3 protein-coding genes are annotated in these 4,365 nt (G+C 29.7%); 1 reads left to right on the top strand and 2 read right to left on the bottom strand.

What is annotated here, in order from left to right:
* The first annotated feature begins 65 nt into the window (after positions 1-65).
* Positions 66-1,688 (top strand): aspartate 4-decarboxylase, encoded by a 1,623-nt coding sequence (gene aspD, locus VN21_RS09560; protein ID WP_046823057.1) that lies wholly within the window; start codon positions 66-68, stop codon positions 1,686-1,688.
* Positions 1,689-1,727: 39 nt separating this feature from the next.
* On the opposite strand, the gene VN21_RS09555 is transcribed toward aspD, so the two are convergent.
* Both VN21_RS09555 and VN21_RS09550 read right to left on the bottom strand, forming a co-directional pair.
* Entirely contained in the window at positions 1,728-3,200 is a 1,473-nt protein-coding gene (locus VN21_RS09555) for an alanine/glycine:cation symporter family protein (protein WP_046823056.1), read from the bottom strand.
* Between the two features lie 107 nt (positions 3,201-3,307).
* Positions 3,308-4,231, bottom strand: a complete 924-nt coding sequence (locus VN21_RS09550; protein WP_052952029.1) for a hypothetical protein — start codon at positions 4,229-4,231, stop codon at positions 3,308-3,310.
* Positions 4,232-4,365: the final 134 nt, after the last annotated feature.

Genomic DNA, 4,365 nt, shown 5'->3' with positions numbered 1-4,365 from the left:
AAACTTTTTAATATTTTGTTACATTATAGATATTAATTGCAGATAAAAAAGGAGTGTGTATATATATGCGCAGATATAACTTTAAAGAAATCAATGATGTTTATGGAAAAATTAGCCCTTTTGAATTTAAAGATAAGTTAATCAAGCTTGCTAAGTTCAGAGCTATGGAAAGCGGAAGAAGAGTTTTAGATGCTGGTCGTGGTAATCCTAACTGGACAGCAGCAACACCTCGTGAAGCATTTTTTACATTTGGACAGTTTGCCGTTAACGAAACTCGTAGAACTTGGAACGAAGGTGATTTAGCTGGTATGCCAAAAAAAGAAGGAATCGCTACTCGTTTTTATCAATATATTTATGACAATTTAAATATGCCTGGAGCTAGTTTAGCTAAGAATATTGTTGATTATGGAATAGAAGAATTTGACTTTGATCCAGACTCTTGGGTATTTGAATTAGCTGATGCAATAATAGGTGATAACTATCCATCTCCTGATAGAATACTTGTTCATATAGAGCAAATAGTTACTAAGTATTTAATAAAAGAAATGAAATATGATACTAAAAAGGGTGGACCTTTAAGTATATTTGCGGTAGAAGGTGCAACAGCTGCTATGTGTTATATATTCGATTCTTTAATGGCTAATGAGTTATTAAGAAAAGGCGATAAAATAGCTATCATGACTCCTATATTTACACCTTATTTAGAAATCCCACATTTACCAAGGTACAATTTTGATGTAGTTTTCGTAAATGCTGATGAAATAGATGAAAGTAACAATCACACTTGGCAATATTCTAAAAAAGAATTAGAAAAACTTTGTGATAAATCTATAAAAGCTTTATTCATAGTTAATCCTAACAACCCAGCATCTATAGCACTAGATGAAAATAGTTGTAATAATTTAGTAGATGTAGTTACAAACCATCATCCTAACTTAATGATAATATCTGACGATGTTTATGGAACTTTTGTACCTGGATTTAAATCTTTAATGGCTAGCTTACCTTATAACACTATAGGCGCTTATTCATTCTCTAAATACTTTGGTGTTACTGGCTGGCGTTTAGGTACTTTAGCTTTACATGAAAATAATGTATTTGAAAAACTTATAAATGAATTACCTGATGATTTAAAAGCATCTGTAAATAAACGTTATAGCGATATGAGTTTAAACCCAGATAAAATATCATTTATGGACAGAATAGTTGCAGATAGTAGGATGGTTGCGCTTAACCATACTGCTGGTTTATCAACTCCTCAACAAGTTCAAATGGCATTTTTCTCAGCATTCGCTTTAATAGATAAAGATGATAACTATAAAAGCGTCAATATATCTATATGTAAACGTAGACAAAAGCTTTTCTATGATACATTAGGAGTAGATTTAATTGAAAACGAAAATGATGCTTCTTATTATGTAATATTCGATATAATGAAGTGGGCTACAAATAACTACGGTGAAGATTTTGCTAATTTTATAAAAGACAATTATAAGCCTGCAGATATGTTGTTTAAGTTAGCTAATAATTACTCTATAGTTTTACTAAGTGGACATGGATTCTTTGGACCTGAGTGGTCTGTCAGGGTTTCATTAGCAAACTTAGATGACGAATCTTACACATTCATAGGAAATTCAATAAAAGAAGTATTAAGTTTTTATGTATATACATGGAAAAAAAATAAATAACATTAAAAAAAGCTTCTAATTTAGAAGCTTTTTTTAATGTTATTTATTTTTATTATTTAATCTTTCTTCCCATAAAGTTGCATTTTTTATGCCAAGTTTTATTGGGTTAAAGTCAATTTTTTCTCTAGGTATTCCAAGTTTCTTTTGCTCTTCATAATCTTTTAGTGCTATAAGTGCTGGTTTTGAAATTATTAATATTGCAATTATATTTATCCAGGCCATAAGTCCTACGCCTATATCCCCTAAAGTCCAGGCTACTGTAGATGTTTTAACACATCCATAATATGTTGATGCTAATATAGCTACTTTTAATATATTTATCAATATCTTTTTAGTGCTTTCATTATTATTCAAAATTCGCTTTGATAAATAAGCTAAGTTAACTTCTGAAATATAGTAATATGCCATAAGTGTCGTAAATGCAAAGAAGAAAAGAGCTACAGCAACAAATGCTGATCCAAATCCAGGTATCAATGTATCTACCGCACTTTGTGTAAATGCAGGCCCAACTTCAACACCATGTAAATTTTGAACAATCAATTGATTACTTGCGCCATATACATTGTATTTACCTGTCATTAATAACATAAATCCAGTAGCTGAACAAACAAACAATGTATCTACATATACAGAAAATGCTTGAACAAACCCTTGTTTAGCAGGATGAGATACTTCTGCAGCTGCAGCTGCTTGTGGACCTGTACCTTGCCCAGCTTCATTAGAATATACTCCACGCTTTACTCCCCAAGCTATAGTAGAACCTAAAATACCTGCGAATGCCTGCTCTGTTCCAAATGCTGATTTAAATATTAAAGATACAACTTCTGGTAATTTTTCAATATTTATAGCTATAATAACTAATGCCATTAATATATATGCTAAACCCATAAATGGTACTATAAGTTCTGCAAAAGAGCTGATTCTTTTAATTCCACCAAATATAATTAATCCAAGTAGTATTATAATCACTAATCCAGATATAGACTTACTTATCCCAAATGCATTTTCTATTCCCGCTGAAATTGAATTTGATTGTACCCCTGGAAGAAAAATTCCCATAGCAATTAAAGTTGCTACTGCAAATAATATAGCATACCATTTAACACCCATACCTTTTTCAATATAGTATGCAGGTCCACCTCTATACTCACCGTTATCTTCTTCTTTGTAAATCTGAGCTAATGTAGATTCCACAAATGCCGATCCAGCTCCTAAAAATGCAATAGCCCACATCCAAAATAAAGCTCCTGGACCTCCCATAGCAATAGCTGTAGCAACCCCTGCTATATTTCCAGTACCTATCCTTCCTGCAAGTGATGTACAAAGCGCTTGAAATGACGATATACCTTTATCAGATTTTTCACCCTTTGCTAAAAGTACTACCATGTCATTTAAGTGTCTAACCTGTAAGAATCTTGTTCTTAACGAGAAATACAATCCTGTTCCTAAGCATAATGCAATAAGTGCATTACTCCATAAAACGTTGTTGATGGAATTTATTATACTTTCCATAAGCCCTCCTATATATTTTAGAAATTTTTAATTTCTTATATAGAATATATTCAGACTTATGAATTTGTTTCCATTTTTTCTTTCATTTTATATAGTTTATTAATTAACTATCGTCTCAGGCTGTACCTTATTTGGTATCTACCAATTTTACATTCACCACATTTTAATCTCTCTGTTATTTCACTTTTATTCTTACCAAAAAAATTCGCACAGTCGTCTAATGATTTAAACACATCTATAACTTCATTTTTTTTATCTACAAGCTCAATTTTTTTCTTACCCCCACGACGAATTATTTTGCCATATTTTTTATAATAATCATCATATTCATCATCCATTATTTCAAATTTATAGTGCATATGAACTGGTTCTATTTTTTCGCTACATAGAATTTCTTCTCTTTTTTCTTCATCCATATCAGGATTCCATAATTCATTATGTAAAAAATTAAATATTTCAACTATATTTTTATCTCCCATAGATTTATTACTTACATCTAATTTAAGCTTTTTACTTAAAAAGTTTACAGCTTCTCCAAAAAAATCAGTATATCCATATTCTAAGTTTTCTTTTATGTATTGAATTGGAACACCTAATGATTTACTACACTCTTTATAACTTTCAAATATACTTTCATCATTTGTGTAAACATCTATAGCTTTTATTCTTTTTTCTCTTTGTATCTTTATTGATTTTACGTATTGTTTTTCTTCTTCCGGAATTTCTACTGTAATATTTTCTTCTTTAGTTATATTTATATTATCTTCACAGTTCATTTGTTTTTTTACAGTAACTTGTTCGTCTGATTGTATATTCCCAACTTCTTCATTTTTTATTTCAACTACTTCTTCAGTCGTATTATTTTCTAATTCTTCGATATTTAAAGTTGTATCTACATCTTCATTTATTTCTAAGCTTTGAGAATCAATTCCATCAATCTTTTCTTCTAGGCTATCTTTAACTTCAACTTCTTCTGTAGATATTTTTTCTTCTTTAGTAACTTTTATAAAATTTAATAATTTCTTGAACAATACTTGTACCTCCCATGTCTTTTGTATCTTTAATTAGCTTTAGTACTATTATAGTATACTAAATATTTGTTTATTTATATATAAAAATATACTCATTTGTCAAAATAAGTATATTTTTATATATAAATAAATGC

Source organism: Paraclostridium benzoelyticum (assembly GCF_001006285.1).
GTDB classification, from domain to species: Bacteria; Bacillota; Clostridia; order Peptostreptococcales; family Peptostreptococcaceae; genus Paraclostridium; species Paraclostridium benzoelyticum.
This window is presented reverse-complemented; position numbering and strand designations above follow the sequence as displayed.